Genomic DNA, 24,907 nt, shown 5'->3' with positions numbered 1-24,907 from the left:
ACTGAAGTTGCACCTGTTTTTGCAATAGAATGATTTGCTATTTTATTTTTTTACAAATAGTAATTTTTGGAAATAATTGACAGTAGTCTTTAATTAGTTATAAAAACATAGAGGTAACTACTTAAAACATGAGATGAATAGAACAAGTAGGAAGAATCGATAAAGATTACGCAAAATACATACTTTGAATAAAATTTATTGAAGCGAATGGAAATTGGTTCATAAACTTTGATAAAGTTTACCTAAAACCTGCTCATTTTTTTGAGCAGGTTTTTTTTGCTTGATTTTTAAGTAATACTTTTCTTTCTTTATTTAAAATTATACTTTTGATTTTTAATTATTTTAATAATAAATGATAACTGAAGTTTTAAAAAATTTAGCATACCTATATTATCCTAAAAATATATGTCCATGGAATCAAAAGGAGGTATATCTGGAAACTGTCGAGTATAAAAGATTAGAGAAAGTAATAGATTTTTTTAATGCTGATGAAAACCAGAAATTAAGAAATACTATAAAGATAGAGTTTGAGAAAGATTTAGTTCTAAAGGATTTTCAGGATTTTTCAAGACTAGATTCGCAAGATCGATGCTACACATTTTTTTTGGGTATTGTTGAAGGAGGAGAATTTTGTTCTATTACTTTACATTTAAGTATTCTGATTCCTTACTATGTGATTGAGACTATAATTCATAAAGAACAAATGATTATTCCTAGATCAAAAATTGAAGAATTGGAAAAAGAAAATATTGATCGAAGAAAAATTAAAGATTTGGTTTTAGAGATAGAGAATATAGTTGAAAAGAAACTATTGTACTCCAAATTTCCTAAAGAAATATTGACTGATAAATTTGAGGATATTAGTTTTCAAGATTCATATTTGGGTGAATTTAGAATGTTTAATGCTTTTTTTAACAATCGAGTTATTCAGCAAGATGAAAATTAAAATTCAAAATTTTTTAATCTTAGTATCATTGTTCTTTGCTTTTGGGTTTTCTTGTAGTAAAGAAAATAAAGCAGTTGTTTCTATAAATAGACAAAAAAGTGAAATAATTTTAGAAGAAAAACCCCGTATTGACATAGATTATAGTGCATTTTACAAAGAAGCACAGCAATATTGCAAACGTAATAATCTCAATCAGGATACATTTTTCTTAATAGATTTAGGTGTGCATTCCGGTCTTAAGCGATTTTTTGTTTATGACTTTAAGAAAAATAAAATAGTACAATCCTATATGGTAAGTCATGGTTGCGGCGATAATAGCTGGGGCGCAACGATGTCTAAAGATAACGCACCAATAAGTAACGAATTCGATTCGCACTGTTCCTCGATAGGTAAATTTATTATTCTGGATCGCGGCGTAAGCCAATGGGGAATAAAGGTAAATTATGTCTTGCAGGGAAAAGATAAAACAAATTCGCATGCCAGAAGCAGGGCAATAGTTTTGCATTCCTGGGAAGCCATTTCAAATCACGAAGTTTATCCTCAGGGAACTCCGGAAGGCTGGGGCTGTCCCGCAGTATCTAATGAAAGCATGAGAGAAATTGACAAGCTTCTCAAAGAAAATAAAAAAGTCCTAATGTGGATTATTAAGTCCTAAGTTTGGTTTAAACTCCCCAACCTGATCTTCTTTAAAAAATAAAATGTCTTGCATAGCCCTGATCGAAACGGCATCCTTTTGTGCTCGCCCCTGCGGGCACAAAAGATATAGTGTAGAGCAGGACAAAAGGTCTTTTGAAAATTAAACTTCTGCTCCTTAAAAAAATTACTGCACCCTAAATTTCTCGCGATATTCAATTGGTTTCATGCCTACCATTTTAAAAAATACTTTTCTAAAAGCTTTAGGGTCATTGTAACCCGTTTTTTCGATAATTTCAGAGATCGAAAGCTGGGTTTGCTCCAGATATTTTTTAGAGCTCTCAACTCTAATGTTCTGTAAATATTCAATTGGCGGAATTCCCGTAACTTGTTTGAATCGGCGTGTCATGTTTCGGGCACTCGTTGGAATATCTTTTGTAATCTCTTCCAGTTTTTCGATCGTACTATACTGACTTTCTATTTTTTGCTGCAACATCGCAACCAAAGTGTCATTATGCAAATGGTTGGGTCTAAAAGTGCTAAAATAGCTTTGTTTGTACCGGTTTAAGTCGATCGAGAAAATTTTGGCAATTTGTACGGCAATTTCATTTCCGCAATATTTCTGAACCAGTAAAATCAATAAATGAAATGTTGAGGTCGAACCACCGCTCGTATATAAACTGCCATCGGCTGTCAAGGTTTCTTCGGCTTTAAGTTTCACTAACGGAAAAGCTTTTGTAAAAGCACTGCAGGCATCGACATGAGTTGTGGCCAGTTTTTCGTTTAATAATCCTGAAGCGGCAAACAAAAATGCCCCAGTACAAAAACTGGCCAATTCAGCTCCGGATTGATGCTGTTTTTTAAGCCACGGAATAAAATTCTTGTTTTTTGCAATCATTTCACTCATATTATCTGTGGTAAAAGCCGGAATTAAAATGAGATCTAAAACTTCATTAGATGTTTCGATAGCATTAATTTCATACCCAAATAATCGTTCCTGATTGATTTGCTCCGTCAACTGAAAAACCATAATTTCAAAAGGTTTTTTGTTTTCTTCCGAAAGTTTATTGGCCGTTTCAAACACTTCTAAAATGGCAGCAATACTTAATAATTTATAGTCGTGTGGTACAAGTAAACCTACTTTCTTGCTCATGATTTTGTGGTTTTTGCAAAGTTAACTTCTTTACAAAAGTAATTATTTTGTCTTAAATGCCCCTAAAGTTGACTTTTAATGTATCGTAAAGGTTTTGCTAAAATTTTAAATTTGCTTTAAATAATTTGTAATTTTATAAAAAAGGAACTTTAATTTTAATAAATAAACAATGATAACAGTACAGAATACGATTCATGCATCGATAGATAAAGTTTGGGATTTCTGGACCTTACCTGAACATATTAAAAAATGGAATATTGCAATAGACGACTGGTTTACTCAGGAAGTAGACAATGATTTGAGCGAAGGAGGAAAATTCAAATATAAAATGAGTAAAAAAGACGGAAGCCTGAGTTTTGATTTTGAGGGAATATATACTAAAGTCGAAAATTTGTCATTAATAGAATATAGGCTTGATGATAACAGAACCGGAAAAGTAAGTTTTGAACACAACGGAAATACAGTAAAAATCACAGAAACTTTCGAACCTACAAAACAAGATTCTGAAAGTATGCAGGAAAAATGGTGTCAGACCGTTATAGATAATTTAAAAAAATACGTCGAAAATAATTAATTCAAATAATAAATAAAAAAACCAATGATAACAGTACAAAGCACAATTAATGCATCGATAGATAAGGTTTGGGAATTTTGGACACAACCTGAACATATTAAAAACTGGAGTTTCGCTTCGGCAGAATGGCATACGCCTTATGCAGAAAATGATTTAAGAGCAGGCGGAAAATTCAAATCGACTATGGCTGCAAAAGATGGCAGTATGAGTTTTGACTTTGGCGGTGAATATACGCTGGTCGAAAATCATAAAGCGATTGAATATGTATTAGATGACGGAAGAAAAGTCGAGATTACTTTTACCGAAACTCCGGACGGAGTAGAAATCATACAAAGTTTTGACCCTGAAACTCAAAACTCTGAAGAAATGCAACAAGGAGGCTGGAATGCAATCCTGGATAACTTTAAAAGTTACGTAGAGCAAAATTAGTTTTTTTTTTAGAGGTTCAAAGGCACAAAGGGGCAAAGGTTCAAAGTTTTAAAAGCTTTGTGTCTTAGAGTCTTCGCGGCAAAAAAGAACTCCTTAAAATATCTTATATCACTTATATGGTTTAAAACAAAAACAAAAAAAAACAAAAAAATGATGACAAAACAAATATGGTTGAATTTGCCGGTTAAGGATGTGGCAAAAGCTAAAAAATTTTTCTGGAAAATAGGTTTTTCTTTTAATGAACAGCATGATACCCCCAGTTCAACTTGTATGGTGGTAGGTGAATCACATTTTGTTATAATGCTTTTTGAAGAATCACGATTTGCCAGTTTCTCTCAAAATCAATTGACAGATACAGAAACAAGCTCAGAAGTTTTGATTTCTATCAATGCCGTAAGCGTAGCCGAAGTAGATGAATTAGCACAGAAAGTAGAGGAAGCAGGAGGGAAAATTTTTAGCCCGCCTACAGAAACGCAGGGTTGGATGTACGGTTTTGGTTTTGCAGATTTAGACGGTCATCGTTGGAATGTTTTATTTATGGATTTTAGTAAAATGGAATAATCATGGAAACTTTAGAATTTAAAATTAGAATAAAAGCACCTGCCGAAAAAGTTTGGTCGGTTTTGTGGGACGACGAAACCTATAGAAAATGGACAGGAGTTTTTTGTGAAGGATCATACACAATAACCGATTGGAATCAAGGTGATAAAGTGCATTTCATGTCTCCTAGCGGAGAAGGAATGTATAGTATTATCGAAACTAAGATTCCAAATGAATATATGGCTTTTAAACATTTAGGTGAGATAAAAGCCTTTAAGGAAATGCCTATTACCGAAGAAACAAAAAAGTGGAGCGGCGCAATGGAAACTTATCGATTAACTCCAGACGATGAATTTATAGATTTAGTCGCTCAGATTGATACAGTCGAACAGTATATCGAGTATTATAAAGGAGTTTTTCCAAAAGGATTAGAAGTTGTAAAGGAATTATCAGAAACTGGAGAATAGAATAAAGAGAATAGAATAAAGAGAATAGAGGAAAGAAACAAGACAATAGATTGCAACAAACAAAAAACAAAAATATCATGGCAACAACAGTAAACCCTTATTTAATTTTTAACGGAAATTGCGAAGAAGCATTTCTGTTTTACAAATCAGTTTTTGGAGGCGAATTTCCGTATATCGGAAAATTCAAAGACATGCCGGCAGACGAAAATGGCGGTTGTGCTCAGGTATCAGATAAAGATGCCAATAGAGTAATGCACGTTTCATTGCCAATTGGGAACACCATTTTAATGGGAAGTGACAGCAACGAACAATCTGGCGATGTAGCTTTTGGAGGAAACTTTTCAATCTCTATCAATGTCGAAAGCGCAGACGAAGCGGATAGAATCTTCAACGGACTTTCGGCAAACGGAACGATTTTTATGCCTATGAATAAAACTTTCTGGGGCGCTTATTTCGGAATGTTCAAAGATAAATTCGGTGTGAGCTGGATGGTCAATTTCGATGAAATTCAAAAATAATTTTATACCGCCGCGAATTCAGGAATTAGCAATTAAAAATCATGAATTCGCGGTTAAAAAATACTCAACTTGTTACGTTATTTCAATAGTAGCGTATTATTGTTAAATTACTCAATAAAGCACATTCATATGTGCTTTTTCTTTTCAAAAAAACAAACAATATTCTTTTTTATCAACAATAGATTGCCGATTTTTGTCGCTTCTTAAAATCAATAGATACAATGGCAATAGAAGGTAAAGAGATTATTTTATTAAAAGTCTCAGGACATGATAAAATAGGAGTAACAGCAGGTTTAACAGCCGTTTTGGCTACTTACGATGCTAATATTTTAGATATTGGTCAGGCTGATATTCATGACACACTTTCTTTGGGAATTTTGTTCGAAATCGAAGCCGGTTCAAGTTCAGGTCCAGTCTTAAAAGACCTATTGTTCAAAGCCTATGAACTAGGCGTTAAGGTGAAATTTATTCCGATTTCTGTAGAAGATTACGAAACCTGGGTAAAATCACAATCAAAACAACGTTATATCATTAATATTTTAGGAGAGAAACTTGCCGCTTCACAATTGGCCGCAGTGACTAAAATAATGTCAGATCAAAACCTGAATATCGATTCTATTATTCGATTAACAGGCAGGACTTCTATCGTCGAGAAAGAAGAATATCCGCGTTCTTGTATACAATTATCCGTTACAGGCGAAATTGTAAACAAGATTATCATGACAGCAAGTTTCATGGAAATTTCAAGAACCCTGAATGTCGATATTTCGTTTCAGGAAGATAATATTTACCGTCGAAACCGCCGTTTGGTTTGCTTCGATATGGACTCTACTTTAATCCAGACCGAAGTGATCGACGAACTGGCAGAACTAAACGGAGTAGGAGATCAGGTTCGTGCTATTACAGAATCTGCCATGAATGGCGAAATAGATTTCAACGAAAGTTTCAAACAACGTATGGCGTTGCTTGAAGGTTTAAGCGAAGATGTTTTACAAAATGTTGCCATCAATTTGCCTATCACAAAAGGAGCGCATCGTTTGATGAAAGCCTTGAAATATTACGGATATAAAACCGCTATTTTATCCGGAGGATTCACCTATTTTGGAGAATACCTGCAAAAAGAATTGGGTATCGATTACGTTCACGCCAATCAATTAGAAATTAAAGACGGTAAATTAACCGGTAAATATTTAGGCGACATCGTAGACGGTCAAAAGAAAGCCGAATACCTAAAAGCCATCGCAGAAAAAGAAGGAATCCACATCAATCAAACTATTGCAGTAGGTGACGGAGCCAACGATTTGCCAATGCTAAACTTAGCTGGTTTAGGAATCGCTTTTCACGCAAAACCAAAAGTAAAAGAAAGCGCTTCAACCTCTATATCAAGTTTAGGTCTTGATGGAGTTTTATACCTTTTAGGATATCACGACAGGTATATCGATATGATGTAATACTAGTTTATCACCCTGAGAGATTCCAAGGCTTTGGGAGAAAGGCTTTTATGTTGGAAAGGGCTTCGACTTCGCTCAGCCTGACAATCGAAATAAAAATAAAAAACCTTAGTTTTCAATAAAGACTAAGGTTTTTTTATGAGCATATCTTTCAGGTTAATCCATTATATATCAAAAGTAAAATCTACTTTTGTTCTAACATGATATCCTTCGTGTTCTCCACAAAGCCATTTAGGAGATTTTTCTAGTATTTTCTTAAGTGACTTTTCTATTTTGATTCCAGTGTCTTTTATAATCTTAACATCTGTTATCGACCCATCCATCTCAACAATAAAACTTGTTTGAATTTGCCCTTTGCTTTTATCAATATCGGACTTTTTTAAATTTTCTTTTATGTATTCAATAAACTTTTCCTTTCCACCAGGAAATTCAGGTTTTACTTGAACTGTTTCAAAATCATAAAGTTCTTTTTGAATTGGACTTAATGGTTCAATATTTTGTGATATTAGATTTTGCGTAAATATGATGAAAAGAAATAAAATGTATTTTTTCATTTTTGTTTTTAAAATAGGTCAATTATTTAAGGTTATTGTTTGAAATTACATTTCCTTCAATTGCTCCAAATAATCCCGCTGATTCGAAAGTCTCGGAATTTTATGTTGTCCGCCAAGTTTATCACGTTCCTTTAACCAATCATAAAATAAGTTTTCACGCGCTACATTGATCACTAGAGGATTCAATGTCATATTGTTGTGGCGTTTCGCTTCGTAATCAGAATTTAAAGTTTGTAAAGTTTCATCCAGAACTTTCTGGAAAAGTCCAACATCAGCAGGTTTTTTCTTGAATTCGATCATCCATTCGTGAGCGCCTTTTTCTTTGTCCTGCATAAAAATAGGAGCAACGGTATAATCGATAACTTCAGTTTGTGTAACCTGACACGCTTTGGCAATTGCCTGATCGGTATTCTCGACCATCAACTCTTCCCCAAAAACATTAATATGATGTTTAGTTCTTCCTGTAACACGAATTCTGTACGGATTTAAAGAGGTAAAACGAACCGTATCGCCAATTAAATAACGCCATAAACCAGAATTGGTTGTAATAACAATCGCATAATTTTTATTAAGTTCAACATCAGCCAAACGAATTACTTTTTGTTCCGGAGTACCAAAAGTATCCATCGAAATAAATTCGTAGAAAATGCCATAATCCAGCATCAACAACAAATCGCTCGAATTGTTTAAATCCTGAATGGCAAAGAAGCCTTCAGAAGCATTGTATATCTCGTAATATTTAAAATCTTTGCTAGGTAAAATTTTCTTGTATTGCTCTTTATAAGGAGAAAAACTCACACCTCCGTGAAAGTAAACTTCCAGATTCGGCCAAAGCTCTAATAAGCTTTGTTTCCCGGTATTTTCTAAAACCTTATTCATTAAAACCAACATCCATGAAGGAACGCCCGCAAAACTCGTTACATTTTCATTTTTTGTCTCGTTGATGATCGCAGCAATTTTAGCTTCCCACTCACTCATCAATGACGTTTTACTGCTTGGCGTACTGCTAAATTCAGCCCAGATAGGCATATTCTCGATCAAAATAGCCGATAAATCTCCAAAGAAAGTATTGTTGTTCTCATAGATCTGAGAACTTCCGCCCAAGCGAAGACTTTTTCCTAAAAACAATTCCGAGTCTTCGTTGTTGTTCAGATACAAACAAAGCAAATCTTTACTTCCTTTATAATGACAATCTTCAAGCGCTTCGTTACTTACCGGAATAAATTTGCTTTTAGCATTCGTCGTTCCGCTCGATTTGGCAAACCATTTTATGGGAGTTTCCCAAAAAACACCCTGCTCGCCCTGACGTGTACGTTCTATTAAAGGTTGCAGTTCTTCATAAGTTGCAATAGGAACCCTTTCGGCAAAAGTCGCATACGACGTTATCGATTCAAAATCATATTTCTTACCTATAATCGTGTTCTCAGATGCCGTCAATAAATTATGCAAAAGTTCCTCCTGAACCTCATTGGGATATTTTAGAAAAAGTTCTATTTGATGTATCCTTTGTTTCAGGACCCATGAGGCAAACGAATTGATTATTGATAAGGGCATGAGTGAAATTTAGATTTTAAATTGCTGATTTTAGATTTTGAATTTTCTCTTAACGCGAAAATCAAAAAATATAAAATTTGAATATCGATCGACAAATACTAACTTTGCCGTTGTATCAAAAATAGTGTTTTTTTGTAAAAAACAGTTCTATAAAAGTAAAGATTCCAACCGACAATTGGAATTTTAACAAATAAAAGTTCACAATACAGGGCAAATCTAATATCTGAAATCTACAATCTAAAATTCTTATGACATATCAAGGAGTACTTACCAAAATGCAAACTGAACTAGGCAACCCAATTCAATATTATTTGGTTTTCGAGGATAGTTTTCTAAACATGAACCAACTTTTAGATAAAGAGATTGAGATTAATTTTGCAGGTTATGAATGCTTGAATTGTCATAAAAAGAAAAAAATATTCCGTCAGGGTTTTTGCTACGATTGTTTTTACTCCAGTCCTGCAGTGGGCGACTGGATCATGAGACCGGAATTAAGCACAGCACATTTAGGAATCGCAGATCGTGATCTTGAGTACGAACAAAAAGTACAATTGCAACCTCATGTTGTTTATCTGGCTTTGGCAAGTGAAGTAAAAGTAGGTGTAACACGTAAAACTCAGGTTCCAACCCGTTGGATCGATCAGGGCGCGACTCAGGCAATTGCCATTGTTGAGGTTCCTAATCGATATTTGGCCGGAATTACAGAGGTCGCTTTAAAAGATCATTATACGGATAAAACCAATTGGAGAAAAATGCTTCAAAATACAAGTGGAAGTTTTGACCTTCTTGCCGAAAAAGTAAAAGTCGAAAGCTTAATTCCTGATGAAGCAAAAGAGTATTTTTATTCTCAAAAAAATGATCTTTACGAACTGCATTATCCCGTTTTAAATTATCCGGCAAAAGTAGCCAGTTTAAACCTGGATAAAACTCCATCTTTTCAGGGAAAATTAGTAGGAATAAAAGGCCAGTACTTAATTTTTGATAACGGAACTGTTTTTAATGTTCGCAGTTCAGAAGGTTATGTTGTTACTATTAACGTATAGGTTAATTGGCATCTCATCGTAATTTATAGGCTAACTGTCTATTATATAGTTATTTATAAAATAATTTTCGTATTTTTAAATTGCTTTCAAGTAGCTGAGTATGTGAATGTTGATACATTTGCTTACAATTTTGTAATAATTGCTTATTGAAAGAATTTAATTTTAAAAAATAAAAGAGCTTAGTTTTAAACTAGTGCAATTGCTCTGTTTTTTTTTAAAATTAAATGAAGATTTAATAATTCTTAAATTATTTATGAGATGGGTATGTTCGGCAAAATAAATGTTTTTAGACGCAGCTTAATGCGCAATCTTACTAAGAATATTGGAAAAGCAAGATCACAGGAAGATATTATTTTAGTGGACAAAAATGATATAAAAAAAATCCTGATCTGCAGACCCAATGGAAGATTAGGAAACTTATTATTGATTACACCTCTCGTTCAGGAAGTAACTGAAATATTTCCAAATTGTAAAGTCGATTTGTTTGTTAAGGGAACGTTAGCTCCCATTATTTTCGAAAATTACGATAATATTGATAAAATCATCGACTTGCCTAAAAAGCCCTTCAAAAATTTATTGAAATATCTGAATGTCTGGATTTCAATAAAAAAACAAAATTATGATATTGCGATCAACGTAGATCAAAATTCTTCTTCTGGCCGTCTGGCCGTTCAGTTTTCAAATGCAAAGTATAAATTTTTTGGTGATGCAAATGAAGAAACCCAATTGGTAAAAAACGATTACGAACACATTGCCAAATATCCTGTTTATAATTTCCGAAATTATCTGACCAAACTTAGATTTCCTAAAAGAAATAAGATAATAGCGCCTTTAGATCTGAAATTAACTTCATCTGAAATTACCGAAGGAAAGAGGATCTTAAACGATTTGTTCCATAATGAAAAAAGAACCATTTGTATATTTACGTATGCAACAGGCGAAAAATGTTTATCAGAAGAATGGTGGGGAAGATTTTACACACAGCTTAAAGAAGAATATAAAAACTATAATATTATTGAAATCCTGCCTGTAGAAAACGTTTCGCAAATTGCTTTCAAAGCGCCTACATTTTACAGTAAAGATATTCGCGAAATAGGTTCTGTGATTGCCAATGCCGATTTGTTTATTGGTGCCGATAGCGGAATTATGCATTTGGCCAGTGCCGTACAAACGCCAACAATAGGATTATTTTCTGTTTCGAAGATCAAGAAATACGAACCTTACGACAATTCAAGTATCGGAATAGATGTCAAATTATATACTAAAAAAGATTATATCAAAATAATCAATTTTATTTTGAATGACGGAAAAATAAAGACTTATTCAAAAGCGATATAAAAAAGTTTAAAGCAAAAAAAAGAGGCATTCTATATAGAATGCCTCTTTTTTTGTATAAGTTTTGGTTTTATTTTTTCTTGAATAAACCATTAATCAAATCGCTGGCTTTTTTAGTAACCTCTTGCGTTTTCTGTTCTTTTTCTGTTTTTGCAGCCTGTGTGGTATCTTTTGCTTTTGTATTCTTATTGATTAAATCAGTAAGAGCCGAAGTACCTTTTTGAGTCAGTTTTTCTTTCTGTTGGTTTACCAGTTGAGTGGTTAAACTCGTAACAGCTGTTTTCATATCTGTAGAAACTTTTGGGTTAGAAAAGTTACCTGTAATCAAAGCATTTATCGGGATGTTTTGCAGTTTTGCAGCATCAGCCGGTGACATTTTAGCAATAAAAGCGTTGGCCTCAGTTCCTAAATATTTTGCAGGAACGTCTAACTTTAAGTTGTAATTCATGGTTTGATCAAAACCGTGAGTTCCGCCAACAGTAACTTTAATATCCTGGTATTTAATATCAAATGGTTTTACGTTTACCTTTCCGTTTTCGAAAGTTAAAGCCGCTTTAATATCATTCAAATTCACCTTATTCATATCAATGAATTTAATGTTTGAAGTCAAAGCATTTAATACCGTCGAATTTTTGGCGTTTACGGTTGTGGAAAGCAATTGACCAATTAAATCTCCTGAAATCGATTTTAAGTCCGGAGTCAATTCATTAGCATCTAAATTTCCGTTTAATTTCACCGTAGAATTTAATTTTCCGTTGATGATTCCTGCAATTGGAGCAATTTTTTTCATCATATCTAATTGCGTAAAAGTCTGCGCAATATCGACCTGATTAAATCCTAAGTTCATATCAAAAGTAGGTACTTTTGCTTTTGTAGAAACAGTTCCTGTTAAACCAATTGTTCCTCCAAAAATCGATGTTTTAAAGTTTTCTAAAGTTGCTTTTTCATCCTTAACAATCAATTTTCCTGAAACGTCTTTTAGTTTTAAATTATCATATAAAACTGTCGTTGCTTTGGCATTTATAGTACAGTTTAAAAAAGCAGGAATCTTCATCGCTTCAGCAGGTTTTGCTGTTGTTGGTTTCTTTTCTCCTTCTTTTTCGGTTGCAGTTCCGGTTTTAGCAGGTTCTCCTGCAGTCATAAAATCATCAACCGCCAATTGGTTAGAGCTCATATTAAAGTTTCCTCTTAGTTCTTGCTTTTTAAACATAAAACCATAGAAATTTTCTAAAACTCCATTGATGCTTAAATCACTTTTTCCGGTTGTAGCATCAAATTTCTTTAAGTTAATAGTACTCGGATTAAATTCAACCAAAGCCGTACTAATATTCATTGATTTGTTATTCTCATCAGTATATTTAAATCCTGACAAACTCATTGTTCCGGCATTTTTTATGTTTTGATATTGGCTTTTTTCTACAGATGCCATATCAAATTGTGTCGTTACATCGGCTTTTAAAATACCCGCAAGAGGTTTGTCCATTTTTATTGGATACGCTTTTGATAGATTAGCTAAATTGATGGTTCCTTTTAAAGCCGCATCTACAAAAGGATTCACGGTTATGTTTTTGATATTTGCTTTAGCATTAAAAACATCCTGATCGATTCTAAAAGATAGCTTGTCTAAATTGACGTAAGTATCGTTTAAGATTCCGGTTTCATTGATGATTTTAGTGTCAATTACAATATTCTGAACTGATTTTGGTAAATTAGGATATTGAAAAGAAGCATTGTTAGAAGCGATTGCAATATTAAATTTAGGAACAGTAGTCTCTGTTAATTGTCCTTTTGCAAAACCAACAACCGTAAAATCTCCGGTAGTTTTTACACCATCAAGGCTGGAAGCGTAAGCAGATGGAATTAATCCTAGGAAATTGGTAAACGATGAGGTTGGTGTTTTAAACTTTAAATCATAAACCTGACCAGCATCAACCATTTGGATAAATCCGTCAAATTCCAGAGGCAATTGGTTGATTAAAGCTTTGTTTTCTTTAAAAGTATATTTACTTTGTTCTAAATCAATTCCTAAAACAGCATCTAAAGTCAGTTTTACATTTTTCATGTAATTGATTTTATCCATGTCCAAGGAAACTTTAGCCGTAGATTTTGTGGTTAAATCTAATTTTGAATTGGTAAAATCTCCGGTTCCTTCGTGGTTCAGACTATCAATCACCATTTTTATTTTAGAACCCTGATCGATATATCTAAAAGTAAAATTCTCGATTTTGTAATTCTGAATTTTTAACGAAAGCGGTTTGCTTGCTTCGTCTGTTTTGGTTTCCTTTTTGTCTTTTAGTGCAATATCAAAGTTACCAACACCATCTTTATTAAAAATAATATTGATTAAACCATTTGTAGAGCTTATTCCCTGAATGCTTAAAGGTTCGTTTTCTCCTTTAAAAAGTTCCTTAATGCTCATTTTTAAATTCAATTGTCCAAGCGAAACCAAAGTATCACCTTCAAAAGGTGCTTTATTGATAATGACCAGTTTTTCTATCCCTACAGTTGCGTTCGGAAAGTTTTTAAACAAACTTAAATCAGCATCAGCAAAACTTACTTTAGCATCAACACTTTCGTTGATAGCATCAGCAATTTTAGCTTTTATTTGATCTTTAAAGAAATACGGAATGGTAAATAATGCAGCGACAATCACCACGAGAACAATGGCAGTAATTTTTAAAATTTTCTTTAACATATATAAATAGATTTGAGAGTTTAATTGATAATGGACTCCTTGCAAAAATAGTTTTTTTTGAATGAGTTCATAATAAAGTTTTTGTAAAATATAAGAATATACTTAAGTATTTGTTAAAAATAAAAATCCGTCTGAATATAGATTCAAACGGATTTTTTATGGTTTTATGATTTAGACTATTTTTTAATAAAAGAAATAATCTTATCGGTCATAATTGTCGAAATGGGCAAGGTTTCATTATTGTAACTTTCCATATTGGCCTTAGTGTCACCGTCGATGGTTTTCATGACATGATTCATTTTATCGACAATCAATAACTCGGCGGTTTTATTAGCTTCAGCTAAAAGTTCAGCATCTTTTACTGTAACTTGTAAATCCTTGTTTCCTTGCAGAATTAAAATAGGAATTTTTAAAGCTTTAATTTCTAACTGAGGATTATATTTAAACCAGGAAATTAAATAAGGCTGAATACTTGGTCTAAAAAGTGAATTAAGCATTGGATCTATTTTTTGTGCATAGTGTCCGCTTTTTAAACTATCAATAATAGGGAAAGTCATTTCCTCTAATTGTTTGTTGGCTTTAGAAGCTATTTGTGCTTTTATTAATTTATCAGCAGATTCTCCCGGACCTGCAATAGAAATAAACTTGTTTGCTTTTGCTGCGGCAATCATACCTATTAAAGAGCCTTCGCTATGACCTATAACAATTACTTCAGAAAAACGTCTGTCTTGTTTTAATAAGTTAATCCAGCTTTTGGCGTCTTGTGTGTAATTTTCAAATACCAAAGTTTGCTCTGTAACAGCAGAACCTTTGCTTTCGCCAATTCCTCTTTTATCATATCGTAAAGATGCAATTCCGTTTTTTGCCAAAGCTTCAGCAAGCATCTTTAACGAATTGTTTTTCATCGTCGGAATATTTCCGTTTCTGTCTGTTGGTCCTGAACCCGAAATGATCAAAGCCACCGGATATTTTGTTGTTAAATCGGGAGTTGTAAGCGTACCAAAAATCTGATCGATATTGATCTTTAAAATTAAAGGAGATTCTTTAAACGTAATTTCTTTTTTATTCTGGGCATTCGCAACACTCAAAAATAAAAAGGCCGCAAGAGCAAATAATTTTTTCATTTTGAAATGTAATTATTTAATGTTTAATCCAAAAGGAAGCATTGCCTGAACTCCTTTTTGCTTTTGAAGTCTTTTTACCTGCTCGATAAGCATATAATTCTCTTCGCCAATTTCTTCTTTTATAAACGCTTCTTTTGATTGTGCAAAAGGTAAGTTAGAAAGTAAATCATTGAAAGTTTTCTCGTATTCAGGATAGTTTTGTGTGCTATATGATTTTACTTTAGCAATTCTTGCTGCTTCGGCAATTGCATCATTTAAACCTCCAATTTTATCGACCAAACCAATTTTTAAAGCCTCAGATCCTGACCAAACACGTCCTTGTGCAATTGCATCAACTTGTGCAAAAGTCATTTTTCTGCCTTCGGCAACATGTGTTACAAAGGTGTTGTAAATGTGCTCAACTCCTTCAAGAGTAAAAGCTTTAAACTTTTCGTCAACCGGAACAAACGGACTGTAGTTGGCTGAGTTTTCGTGGGTTTTTACCTGCTCTGTATTAATTCCTAATTTATTGGCTAATGGACTAAAGTTAGGTAAGATGCCAAAAACACCAATAGAACCTGTAATAGTATTGCTTTCTGCAAAAATTGTGTTGGCATTACAAGCAATATAATATCCTCCTGAAGCAGCATAATTTCCCATAGAAACTACAACAGGTTTTACTTTTTTGGTAATTTCAATTTCTCTCCAGATCAGGTCAGATGTTAAAGCACTTCCTCCTGGGCTGTCAATTCTAAGCACGATAGCTTTTACATCTTCATTTTTGCGGGCTTCCTGAAGCGAACGACGCATAGAACCTTCACCAATCACGGTAACATCTCCTTCGCCGCTTTGTATTTCGCCTTGAGCGTAAATAATAGCAATTTGATCCGTGGCTGTATTCGTTAAAGCTGTCGTAACATTATTTTGAGTATAATCTAAAATCGAAATTTTATTATAATCGTCATCGCCGGTTACTTTCAGCGCTTTTTTTATGGCATTATGGTACACATCTTCATACGCTACAATATCAACTAAATGTTGTGCTTTTGCCATTTCAGGAGTTCTGGCCAACAAACCATTTGCGATTTCGTTTAATTTATCAAGAGGAATGTTTCGGCTTTTTGCAATATCAGTAGAAACGGTTGTCCAGATCGAATTTAAAAGTGCTGTAACTTGTTCTCTGTTGGCATCACTCATTTTATTTTCTAAAAATGGTTCAACAGCGCTTTTATATTTTCCGTGACGAATCACCTCCATATGAATACCTGATTTATCCTGAAAATCTTTAAAGAACATTACTTCAGACGAAAGACCTTTAAAATCTAAATCACCTGCCGGATTGATGTAAACCGTATTGGCAACAGAGTTTAAATAATATTCTTTTTGAGAATATGTATTGGCGTAAGCCCACACAAATTTTCCGGATTTTTTAAAACTTTCAAGTGCGTTTCTTAAATCTTTATATTGGGCTAAACCTAAAGAGGATTCATCATTTAGAATCGAAATTCCTTTGATGTTGTCATCTGTTTTTGCAGCTTCGATGGCATTGATAACATCGGTTAAACCAATTCCTTTTTTATCGGAGAAAACGTTTACCCACGGATCTTTATATTTTCCGGCATAATCGTTTTGAATTTGTTTTAAATTTAATTCTATTACAGAATCACTTTTGACAGAAACAGTATCATCTCCTCCAAAAATAGCTCCAATAAGAATTATTCCAAAAAAGAAGAACATGATAAATACAAAAATACCGACAACTGTGGCAATTACATTTCCTAAAAACTTCATAAGTATATTTTTTTTAATAAGTAGCGAAAAAGGTTGGTTTGTTACAAATGTACTCTAAAAACAAATTATTTCAGATATACGATTTGATCAAATATTTGTGCTTTTCACATTTTTAAAATTCTAAATTAAAGATAGGATATTTTGTAAGATATTGGAGCTTTTATCGCAACTTAAAAGAAATAAAAAATAAGAAATAGTTGGTAACTTCTGATTCTTTGAATCAAATAATGTCGGTAATTCTAAAATAGTTTTAGTTAATTTGCATTTATTATGAAGTCACAGCATCAAGTCGTTTTATCTATAGGGAGTAATCAGGGAAACAGGTTAGCAAACATTGAGAGTTGTATCGATTTGATACATCAGGAAGTAGGAACTGTAATCAGGGTTTCAAAACTATACGAAACCCCCGCCTGGGGTTTTGAAAGCGATGCTTTTTATAATTGTGCTTTGGTTTTGCATACCACTTCATCGGCACAAAAAATACTAAATCAGGTTTTAAAAGTCGAAAAACATTTAGGCAGAATCAGATCGAATCAGGAAGGATATCAATCCCGAATTATCGATATTGATTTAATTGCTTTTGATGACGAAATTATTGATTCTGAAAAATTGAAAATTCCGCATCCTTTAATGCAAAACAGAAATTTTGTTTTGTTGCCGGTTCAGGATTTACAACTCGACTGGAAACATCCTGTTTTTCAGAAATCTATTTCGGAGCTAATTGCTATTTCGCCGGATGACAGCGTTTGTACTGTAGTGCAGGATTTAAAAAATCCGTTGCGTAAAATTGCCTTAGAAACTTATAATTATATTGCTTTTGAAGGAAATATTGGTGCTGGAAAAACGACTTTAGTTCAGAAAATAGCCGAAGATTTTAATGCTAAAACAGTCCTGGAACGTTTTGCAGACAATCCATTTTTACCTAAATTTTATAAAGATCAAAACAGATATGCTTTTCCGTTAGAAATGTCTTTTCTGGCAGACCGTTATCAGCAATTATCAGATGATCTGGCGCAATTTGATTTGTTTAAAGATTTTATCGTAGCCGATTATCATATTTTTAAATCATTGATTTTTGCTAAAATTACTCTGGCAGAAGATGAATACCGTTTGTATCGCAACTTATTCGATATTATTTATAAAGAAATGCCAAAGCCTGATTTGTACGTTTATTTATATCAGAATTCTGAGCGCTTGCTTCAAAACATCAAAAAAAGAGGCAGAACGTACGAACAAAATATCGAAGCAGAATATCTGGATAAAATCAATAATGGTTATCTCGATTATATAAAATCCCAAACCGATTTGAATGTTCTAATCATAGATGTTTCTGATCGCGACTTTGTAAAAAAACACGAAGATTACCTTTTTATTTTAGATGAAATTCAGAAGAAGCTGAGTTAATGTGCCAATTAGATAATTAGAGAATGTGTCAATTAGATAATTCTTGGAACTTTTAATTATCTCATTATATAATTGACAAATTATCTCATTAAAAAATTATCTCTTTAATGAAAAATGACCTTTAAAAACGGGATGGGTGTCATCAATTTTTAAGGCGTACCAATAATCAGAAGCGGGTAGAGGCGTTTTATTGAAAGTGCCGTCCCAACTCATCTGCGGGCCTTTTAATTGTGCTATAAGTTTTCCGTATCGATCAAAAATAGTTATTTCTGCCTGAGGATAATTTTCCATTCCGTCAACTTCCCAAACATCATTAAAAGAGTCATTATTTGGAGTAAAAAATTCCGGAAAAACGAGAACAACAAAATTTAAGGTATCGCCTCCACAGCCATTTTTGCCTTGAGCAAAAGCAGTTCTTAAACCTGCAGGAACATTGTAAAATACATTCGAATCCTGAAAGTTTAATCCATCAACTGAATATTCATAATAATCAGCTTCGTTGGCAAGATAAATAGTAGCTGTTGTACCGTTTACTGTAACCCGTTTAATTACTGGAATTAAATGTTCATCAACAATAATTGTTTTTCTGCTGGTACAACTTTCGGGAGCCGGACTTGTAACGCCAACGGTGTATGTTCCGCTGGCTGTAACGGTGATTATTTGTGCAGTTTCGCCAGTGCTCCATTTATACGTCATTCCTGCAATTCCTGCATCAAGATTAACTTTTTGATACTGACATAAAATTACAGTTTCATCAGTAACAGCGGGAGGGGTGTAAATTACAATGTTTACGGGCGTTCGGGTAGTATTAATACAAGTGCCATTTGAGGCTTCTGCATAATAAGTAGTATTGGATGAAACGGTTGGTGTTGTAAAATTATTTCCGGTATGAATACTATTCCCTCCTATAGAAGATGTAAACCAATTGATCGTGCCAATATTTGAATTAGCTTCAATCGTTACATTTCCTGATCCGCAATTATAAACTGTCGAAGATACTGCAACCGGTGTTGAAGGCGTAATATTTACAGTGGCCACAACTGATTTTCTGTTCAATTCGCAACCGGCATCAACATAATAAGTGGTAGTAATGTTGAGTGTTGGCGTTGTGTACGTATTTCCTGTGGCTAATAAATTTCCTCCCACAGCTGCATCGTACCAACTTATAGTTGAGCCAGCTGTTGGTGTCGCGCTAAAGGTAAAAGTGCCTGAATCACATACCGGACTTGGGTTTGCTGCAGGTGTTGCGACTGGAATCGTAATTTTAGTACTGGCAGCAATTTCTAGCGTTGCTTCGCCGGGCATTCCGCCATATTCTACAACATAACCTTTCGGTTGGTAATTGCCGCTTGTATCTCCGGTATTCGATAAATCATTCCAGGATCCTTTTATTCCAACTCCGGGTTGGGTAATATGGGCATAATCTTCATTCCCCTGATTGTTGGGCTCTCCGGTATTCCAGAAAGCAAAATTTGGAGTTGAACCATTTACGGCTCCATTCCAGAAAACAGTTCCGGCTTCGGGGCCTGTAACCCATTTCCAGACACCTTCGGTTTCCGCATCGCTTCCGCCAATCCATCCTGTTCCTGATGCTTGTTCGCCAATTAATTTGGCTTCATCGGCAGATAAAATAGTCGCGAGGTAACCTTGTAATCCATAATAATTACTGGCTTCAGCAGCTGCTTTTGCTGCGGTCCAGGTAATACCTATGCTGGGAACAAATAAATAATAATGTTGTGTAGAAGGAAGATAATTAGCATTGCCAATGGTAATAGAAAAAGTTTTAATTCCGGAAGCAGTAGCCGAAGAATTAGAGAATACAACATCTTTAATGGCGTCTTCTAAATCAGCATATGAGATATTACCACCTGTGGCGCTAAATATTTTTAATTTTCCGGCAACGGCATCCCAACTCGTTGTAACTGATGGATGTGCCGCAGAATTTGATAGTGCTAATTGATCTGAACCACCAGAGTAACCTGAAGAGATCTGAACATATCCTGCATCAGTTCCCGGTTCTAATGGATCATGGGTAATTAAAATGCTGGTAACAACGTTGATAGTGGTTTGTGGACAGTAAAATTGATCCCCGCTAGCTTTGATTGCCGGAGGAATTATAGCAAGACTTAAATTTGAATTCTTTTTTTTGTTTGGTTTAAGAGTGTCATTCGGTAGCGTTATTAAATCCTTATATAAGAATCTAATTTTCTCCATTGAATAAGATTGTTTGAAGCTTAAAACAAAAAATATTGTGATTATTTTTAAGAAATTGATACTTTTCATTTTATAAAAGTATCAATTTTATAATGATAAAAAAATATATTTAGATTTCTAACATTTAAAGCTTAAATACTCTTGAAAAATAACATTTTACGAAAGTAAATTCTGCTTTTAAATAGTATTTGGCCAGTTTAATTTTTGAAATAAATCCCAAACCACAATCCCTGCACTTACTGCAATATTTAAGGAATGTTTGGTTCCTAATTGAGGAATCTCGATACAGCCATCGCAAATGGCAACTGCTTCCTGAGCAACGCCATAAACCTCGTTACCAAAAACAAGAGCATATTTTTGATTTTTCTCTACTTTAAAATCCTGAAGAAAAACCGAACTTTCGACTTGTTCAATAGCCATTGTTATTACGTTTTCCTTTTTAAGATTTTCAATAACTTCCAATACATTTTCATAATGTTCCCAGGCTACGGTTTCAGTAGCACCAAGAGCTGTTTTGTGAATTTCTTTATTTGGAGGAGTTGCTGTAATACCACACAAGATTATTTTTTCAACCAAAAAAGCATCAGAAGTTCTAAAAACAGATCCAATATTGTGTAAACTACGAATGTCGTCTAGTACTATTATAAGAGGTGTTTTGTCTGATTTTTTAAAATCTTCAATCGATTTTCTGTCCAGTTCGCTATTTTCGAGTTTTCTCATTTGTGTTGTATTCAGGTCATAAAAAAAGCTTCCAAAGATAAGGAAGCTTTTTCGATTTATTTTATTTTGTTTTTCAGATTAGCTTTTTACTGGATCTGGTAAAACTGTACCTTTAATAGTAAGTACTTTTGTTGGTTGTCCTTCAGCGTTAGAAGTTACAGTAACCGTTTTTGTAAAAGCACCAACTCTGTCAGTAGCATATTTTACACCAATAATACCTTTAGCACCCGGAGCGATTGGCTCTTTTGGAGTTGTTGGTACAGTACAACCACAAGATCCTTGTGTATTTGTAATGATTAATGGTTTAGTTCCGTTGTTTACAAAAACAAATTGACGTTGTCCATCAGCATTGTGAGCGATAGTTCCGTAGTCAATAGTTTCTGTTTCAAAAGCCATTCCAGCTCCTTCAATCTTAGCAACTTTGGCAGCTTTAGCTGTTGCTTTTTTAGCTTGAGCGTTAGAAGCAGTAATTCCAACTACAGCTAACATAGCGAATAAAATTATTTTTTTCATCTTTAGAATCTTTGTTTTAATTATGAACAAATCTATAGAAAAATCTAATATGTTAATATAAAATAATCTTAAAATATTTTAATTTTTGATCCACTTCGATATTCCTTTAAAATATTATAAATTCGCTGTCTTAATTTTTCATTTAAAAACACAATAATTTGGCAGCGAAAGAGAAAGTGGTGAAAGAAACACCCTTAATGAAACAGTACAACGAAATCAAGAGAAAATATCCTGATGCATGTCTGCTTTTTAGAGTGGGTGATTTTTATGAAACCTTTGGAGAAGACGCTATTAGAGCATCTAAAATCCTTGGTATTACCTTGACTAAAAGAGGTGCGGGTTCTGAAACCGAAACGGCCCTGGCTGGTTTTCCGCATCATTCTATTAATACGTATTTGCCAAAATTGGTTAAAGCTGGACTTCGTGTAGCGATTTGTGATCAGCTTGAAGATCCAAAAATGACCAAAACTATTGTAAAACGTGGCGTTACTGAGTTGGTAACTCCCGGAGTTTCTTTAAATGATGAGGTTTTACAATCAAAAACAAATAACTTTTTAGCATCTGTTTATTTTGCTAATAAAAATATCGGAGTTTCTTTTCTGGATGTTTCAACCGGAGAGTTTTTAACGGCTCAGGGAAATGCAGAATACATCGATAAATTATTGCAGAATTTTAATCCGAGTGAAATTCTGGTTCCAAAGAATAATAAAGGAGACTTTAAAGCTTCTTTTGGCGAAGATTTCCATACTTTTTATCTGGAAGACTGGATTTATAAAGAAGATTATGCATTAGAAACTTTAACCAAACATTTTCAGACTGTTTCATTGAAAGGTTTCGGAATCGAAGAATTAAAAGAAGGTATTATTGCTTCCGGAGCGATTTTATATTATCTGTCCGAAACACAGCATAATCGTGTGCAGCATATTACCGCGATTCAGCGTATTGCCGAAGATGCTTATGTGTGGATGGATCGTTTTACTATTAGAAACTTAGAATTATACCACAGTTATAACCCAAATGCTGTAACGCTTTTAGATGTTATCGACAGAACGCTTTCGCCAATGGGAGGACGTTTGTTGAAACGTTGGTTGGCTTTACCATTAAAAGATAGTAATAAAATAAAAGGACGTCATGATGTGGTTTCGTATCTGAAAGCAAATTCTGAAGTACTGTATAATATTCAATATCAAATCAAACAAATTTCAGATTTAGAACGTTTGATTTCTAAAATCGCTGCCGGAAAAGTTTCACCGCGCGAAATTGTTTATTTGAAAGAATCTCTGGATGCTATTATTCCGATTAAAACTTTAGCGCTCGCAAGTCCGCAAGAAGCTGTAAAAGTTATTGGAGATAGTTTGCATGCTTGTGATTTGTTGAGAGAAAAAATCAAAACGACTTTAAATCAGGATGCACCCGTTGCGATTGCAAAAGGAAATGCAATTGCAAAAGGTATTAGCGAAGAACTGGATGATTTGCGTGCTATTTCAACTTCAGGAAAAGAATATTTAGAAGGAATAGAAAAAAGAGAATCAGAAAGAACCGGAATTTCTTCTTTGAAAATATCTTTCAATAATGTTTTTGGTTATTATATCGAAGTGAGAAATACACATAAAGATAAAGTGCCAACAGAATGGATTCGTAAACAAACTTTGGTAAACGCCGAGCGTTATATTACAGAAGAATTAAAAGAATACGAAACAAAGATTTTAGGAGCCGAAGAGAAAATTCATAAAATAGAAACAGATCTTTTTGAGCAATTAGTAGCCTGGATTGCTACTTACATCAAGCCTGTTCAGATGAATGCTAATTTGGTGGCGCAATTAGATTGTTTATGCTCATTTACACAGTTGGCGGTAGAGAATTCATATGTGTGTCCTGAAATTGATGAAACTTTTGAGCTTGAAATTAAAAACGGAAGGCACCCGGTTATCGAAAAACAATTGGCGGTTGGAACTCCGTATATTGCCAACGATGTTTATTTAGACAGAGAAACGCAGCAAATTATTATGATTACCGGTCCTAACATGTCCGGTAAGTCGGCTATTTTAAGGCAAACCGCTCTGATTGTATTATTGGCTCAAATGGGAAGTTTTGTTCCGGCTGATAGCGTGAGAATGGGAATTGTAGATAAAATCTTTACCAGAGTAGGAGCATCAGATAATATTTCGATGGGAGAATCTACTTTTATGGTCGAGATGAACGAAACGGCTTCTATCTTGAATAATATCTCTGATCGTAGTTTAGTGCTTTTAGATGAAATTGGAAGAGGAACAAGTACGTATGACGGAATCTCGATTGCCTGGGCTATTGCGGAGTTTTTGCATGAACATCCTGGGAAACCAAAAACGTTGTTTGCAACGCATTATCATGAATTAAATGAAATGACGGAATCTTTGCCAAGAATTCAGAATTATAATGTGGCGGTAAAAGAATTAAAAGATACCGTTCTTTTTATCAGAAAGCTTGTAAAAGGAGGAAGTGCGCATAGTTTTGGAATTCATGTTGCAAAAATGGCGGGAATGCCTCAAATTGTAATTTTGAAAGCGCAAAAGCTATTAAAGAAATTAGAAAAAAATCACTCAAGTGATGCTTTAAACGGAATAAAAGAAGCTGGTGATGAAATGCAAATGAGTTTCTTTAATCTGGATGATCCTTTGTTGGAAGAAATAAAAGAAGAGATCATGAGTCTTGATATAAATGCAATAACACCGGTTGAAGCCTTAATGAAGCTTAATGAGATTAAAAGAATGTTGGTTAAAAAATAATTTCAGATTTAAAGTTTAGGTTATCAGAAAGTTATAAAATAAGTAGATTTTTTTTTCAAAAAAGGCTTGTGTAATTGAATAAATGTCCTAAATTTGCACTCGCAATACAGAACAATTCAGGTATTGTAGTTCTTACAAGAATTTGAAATGCGAAAATAGCTCAGTTGGTAGAGCGCGACCTTGCCAAGGTCGAGGTCGCGGGTTCGAGCCCCGTTTTTCGCTCAATGTCCTATAATGCTCGGATGGTGAAATTGGTAGACACGCTGGACTTAAAATCCAGTGAACAGCAATGTTCGTGCGGGTTCAAGTCCCGCTCTGAGTACTAAAGCCTCTTCTTTTGAAGGGGCTTTTTTTATTGTGTAAACTCACACGGCGTAAAATAAATTTACGAAGTAAATTTATTTTAAAGAATCTAAGAATCTAAGAATCTAAGAATCTAAGAATCTAAGAATCTAAGAATCTAAGAATCTAAGAATCTAAGAATCTAAGAATCTAAGAATCTAAG

21 protein-coding genes and 2 tRNA genes are annotated in these 24,907 nt (G+C 33.9%); 14 read left to right on the top strand and 9 right to left on the bottom strand.

Translation table 11 applies throughout. From position 1 onward, the window contains the following. Nucleotides 1-352 precede the first annotated feature (352 nt). Together FLACOL7796_RS10605 and FLACOL7796_RS10600 are read left to right on the top strand one after the other, a co-directional pair. Nucleotides 353-946, top strand: a complete 594-nt coding sequence (locus FLACOL7796_RS10605; RefSeq protein ID WP_173970763.1) for a hypothetical protein — start codon at nucleotides 353-355, stop codon at nucleotides 944-946. Beyond that, nucleotides 936-1,601: a murein L,D-transpeptidase catalytic domain-containing protein gene (locus FLACOL7796_RS10600; protein ID WP_173970762.1), complete on the top strand. Its 666-nt coding sequence runs from the start codon at nucleotides 936-938 to the stop codon at nucleotides 1,599-1,601. Before FLACOL7796_RS10605 ends, FLACOL7796_RS10600 begins: the two co-directional genes overlap by 11 nt. Before the next feature lie 165 nt (nucleotides 1,602-1,766). Here the strand turns inward: FLACOL7796_RS10600 and FLACOL7796_RS10595 are convergent, their stop codons facing one another. Beyond that, nucleotides 1,767-2,732, bottom strand: coding sequence for a GlxA family transcriptional regulator (locus FLACOL7796_RS10595; protein WP_173970761.1), 966 nt, complete (start codon nucleotides 2,730-2,732; stop codon nucleotides 1,767-1,769). A 169-nt stretch (nucleotides 2,733-2,901) separates the two neighbouring features. Between FLACOL7796_RS10595 and FLACOL7796_RS10590 the strand changes: the two genes are divergently transcribed. From FLACOL7796_RS10590 to serB, 6 genes are all read left to right on the top strand, one after another. Then, nucleotides 2,902-3,306, top strand: coding sequence for an SRPBCC domain-containing protein (locus tag FLACOL7796_RS10590; protein WP_173970760.1), 405 nt, complete (start codon nucleotides 2,902-2,904; stop codon nucleotides 3,304-3,306). A 24-nt stretch (nucleotides 3,307-3,330) separates the two neighbouring features. After that, the gene (locus tag FLACOL7796_RS10585; RefSeq protein ID WP_173970759.1) at nucleotides 3,331-3,735 is read left to right on the top strand and encodes an SRPBCC family protein; all 405 of its coding nucleotides are present in this window, start codon (nucleotides 3,331-3,333) and stop codon (nucleotides 3,733-3,735) included. Nucleotides 3,736-3,888: 153 nt separating this feature from the next. Further along, entirely contained in the window at nucleotides 3,889-4,296 is a 408-nt protein-coding gene (locus tag FLACOL7796_RS10580; protein WP_173970764.1) for a VOC family protein, read from the top strand. 2 nt (nucleotides 4,297-4,298) lie between these two features. Continuing rightward, nucleotides 4,299-4,742 (top strand): SRPBCC family protein, encoded by a 444-nt coding sequence (locus FLACOL7796_RS10575; RefSeq protein ID WP_173970758.1) that lies wholly within the window; start codon nucleotides 4,299-4,301, stop codon nucleotides 4,740-4,742. Between the two features lie 77 nt (nucleotides 4,743-4,819). Further along, complete coding sequence (locus FLACOL7796_RS10570) at nucleotides 4,820-5,260, top strand: VOC family protein (RefSeq protein ID WP_173970757.1); 441 nt, start codon at nucleotides 4,820-4,822, stop codon at nucleotides 5,258-5,260. Between the two features lie 221 nt (nucleotides 5,261-5,481). Then, nucleotides 5,482-6,711, top strand: a complete 1,230-nt coding sequence (gene serB / locus FLACOL7796_RS10565) for a phosphoserine phosphatase SerB (protein WP_173970756.1) — start codon at nucleotides 5,482-5,484, stop codon at nucleotides 6,709-6,711. A 164-nt stretch (nucleotides 6,712-6,875) separates the two neighbouring features. On the opposite strand, the gene FLACOL7796_RS10560 is transcribed toward serB, so the two are convergent. Together FLACOL7796_RS10560 and FLACOL7796_RS10555 are read right to left on the bottom strand one after the other, a co-directional pair. Further along, the gene (locus tag FLACOL7796_RS10560) at nucleotides 6,876-7,265 is read right to left on the bottom strand and encodes a hypothetical protein (protein WP_173970755.1); all 390 of its coding nucleotides are present in this window, start codon (nucleotides 7,263-7,265) and stop codon (nucleotides 6,876-6,878) included. Between the two features lie 45 nt (nucleotides 7,266-7,310). Further along, nucleotides 7,311-8,819 (bottom strand): GH3 auxin-responsive promoter family protein, encoded by a 1,509-nt coding sequence (locus tag FLACOL7796_RS10555; protein WP_173970754.1) that lies wholly within the window; start codon nucleotides 8,817-8,819, stop codon nucleotides 7,311-7,313. Nucleotides 8,820-9,067: 248 nt separating this feature from the next. On the opposite strand from FLACOL7796_RS10555, the gene FLACOL7796_RS10550 reads away from it, so the two are divergent. Next, nucleotides 9,068-9,862: a DUF2797 domain-containing protein gene (locus tag FLACOL7796_RS10550; RefSeq protein ID WP_173970753.1), complete on the top strand. Its 795-nt coding sequence runs from the start codon at nucleotides 9,068-9,070 to the stop codon at nucleotides 9,860-9,862. Nucleotides 9,863-10,162: 300 nt separating this feature from the next. Then, nucleotides 10,163-11,200 carry a glycosyltransferase family 9 protein gene (locus FLACOL7796_RS10545; protein WP_232067352.1) on the top strand — a complete coding sequence of 346 codons (1,038 nt, stop codon included), beginning with the start codon at nucleotides 10,163-10,165 and terminating at the stop codon, nucleotides 11,198-11,200. A gap of 67 nt (nucleotides 11,201-11,267) precedes the next feature. Here the strand turns inward: FLACOL7796_RS10545 and FLACOL7796_RS10540 are convergent, their stop codons facing one another. The 3 genes from FLACOL7796_RS10540 to sppA all read right to left on the bottom strand — a co-directional run bounded on the left by FLACOL7796_RS10540 (nucleotide 11,268) and on the right by sppA (nucleotide 16,786). Next, the gene (locus FLACOL7796_RS10540) at nucleotides 11,268-13,892 is read right to left on the bottom strand and encodes an AsmA family protein (RefSeq protein ID WP_173970751.1); all 2,625 of its coding nucleotides are present in this window, start codon (nucleotides 13,890-13,892) and stop codon (nucleotides 11,268-11,270) included. A gap of 176 nt (nucleotides 13,893-14,068) precedes the next feature. Further along, nucleotides 14,069-15,016, bottom strand: a complete 948-nt coding sequence (locus tag FLACOL7796_RS10535; protein WP_173970750.1) for an alpha/beta hydrolase — start codon at nucleotides 15,014-15,016, stop codon at nucleotides 14,069-14,071. A gap of 12 nt (nucleotides 15,017-15,028) precedes the next feature. Next, nucleotides 15,029-16,786, bottom strand: coding sequence for a signal peptide peptidase SppA (gene sppA, locus FLACOL7796_RS10530; RefSeq protein ID WP_173970749.1), 1,758 nt, complete (start codon nucleotides 16,784-16,786; stop codon nucleotides 15,029-15,031). Between the two features lie 270 nt (nucleotides 16,787-17,056). Between sppA and folK the strand changes: the two genes are divergently transcribed. Continuing rightward, entirely contained in the window at nucleotides 17,057-18,190 is a 1,134-nt protein-coding gene (gene folK, locus FLACOL7796_RS10525) for a 2-amino-4-hydroxy-6-hydroxymethyldihydropteridine diphosphokinase (RefSeq protein WP_173970748.1), read from the top strand. A gap of 96 nt (nucleotides 18,191-18,286) precedes the next feature. Here the strand turns inward: folK and FLACOL7796_RS10520 are convergent, their stop codons facing one another. The 3 genes from FLACOL7796_RS10520 to FLACOL7796_RS10510 all read right to left on the bottom strand — a co-directional run bounded on the left by FLACOL7796_RS10520 (nucleotide 18,287) and on the right by FLACOL7796_RS10510 (nucleotide 21,637). After that, the gene (locus FLACOL7796_RS10520) at nucleotides 18,287-20,404 is read right to left on the bottom strand and encodes an Ig-like domain-containing protein (RefSeq protein ID WP_232067351.1); all 2,118 of its coding nucleotides are present in this window, start codon (nucleotides 20,402-20,404) and stop codon (nucleotides 18,287-18,289) included. A gap of 177 nt (nucleotides 20,405-20,581) precedes the next feature. Further along, entirely contained in the window at nucleotides 20,582-21,124 is a 543-nt protein-coding gene (locus FLACOL7796_RS10515) for an RNA methyltransferase (RefSeq protein WP_173970746.1), read from the bottom strand. Between the two features lie 78 nt (nucleotides 21,125-21,202). After that, nucleotides 21,203-21,637, bottom strand: a complete 435-nt coding sequence (locus tag FLACOL7796_RS10510; RefSeq protein ID WP_173970745.1) for a DUF1573 domain-containing protein — start codon at nucleotides 21,635-21,637, stop codon at nucleotides 21,203-21,205. A 158-nt stretch (nucleotides 21,638-21,795) separates the two neighbouring features. Here FLACOL7796_RS10510 and mutS point away from each other — a divergent pair, with 158 nt between their 5' ends. The 3 genes from mutS (at nucleotide 21,796) to FLACOL7796_RS10495 (ending at nucleotide 24,724) form a co-directional block, all read left to right on the top strand. Next, nucleotides 21,796-24,402 (top strand): DNA mismatch repair protein MutS, encoded by a 2,607-nt coding sequence (gene mutS, locus FLACOL7796_RS10505; RefSeq protein ID WP_173970744.1) that lies wholly within the window; start codon nucleotides 21,796-21,798, stop codon nucleotides 24,400-24,402. 149 nt (nucleotides 24,403-24,551) lie between these two features. Then, nucleotides 24,552-24,624 (top strand) — tRNA-Gly (locus FLACOL7796_RS10500). 14 nt (nucleotides 24,625-24,638) lie between these two features. Next, nucleotides 24,639-24,724: transfer RNA gene (locus tag FLACOL7796_RS10495), tRNA-Leu, on the top strand. Nucleotides 24,725-24,907: the final 183 nt, after the last annotated feature.

Origin of the sequence: Flavobacterium bizetiae (assembly GCF_902804475.1) — a bacterium.
GTDB classification, from domain to species: domain Bacteria; phylum Bacteroidota; class Bacteroidia; order Flavobacteriales; family Flavobacteriaceae; genus Flavobacterium; species Flavobacterium bizetiae.
This window is presented reverse-complemented; position numbering and strand designations above follow the sequence as displayed.